We start from the raw sequence: 386 nt of genomic DNA, 5'->3' as shown, positions 1-386 counted from the left end.
TTACCCTTAATCCCTTACCAGAATCAACAGTGGAATTAAGCTCGACAAATCCAGATGCTGACGTAGTTATTACATGGAATGAGGCAAACTCTGGATTAAATTCGGATGTATTATATAAATGGAATGCGTTCGAGGAAGGCTCTGCTAAGAGTGATTTATTATTATCTCTACAATCAGATAATGGAGGTAAGGATAATCAACTTACCATCAGTCAAGGTGAGTTAGACGAAGCCTTAACTGATCTTGGTTTAGCTGTAGGAGAAACAATTACCTTAAATTGGTTTATATCTGCTACAAACGGTGATATAACTAAGGAAACAAATGTTAGTACGGTAACCATTAAAAGGTTTGTGAATGAAATTGCATCATTTGATTTAGAATCTCCT

1 protein-coding gene is annotated in these 386 nt (G+C 35.5%); it reads left to right on the top strand.

Annotated elements, in window-relative coordinates; all coding sequences use genetic code 11:
* Positions 1-29 precede the first annotated feature (29 nt).
* Positions 30-386 (top strand): SusE domain-containing protein (locus E1176_RS00135; protein WP_343030476.1); only part of this gene is annotated, 357 nt, incomplete at its 3' end.

This window comes from Fulvivirga aurantia, assembly GCF_009711475.1.
GTDB lineage: Bacteria > Bacteroidota > Bacteroidia > Cytophagales > Cyclobacteriaceae > Fulvivirga > Fulvivirga aurantia.
The sequence above is the reverse complement of the archived record's forward strand: the minus strand, read 5'-3'. Positions and strand labels throughout refer to the sequence as shown.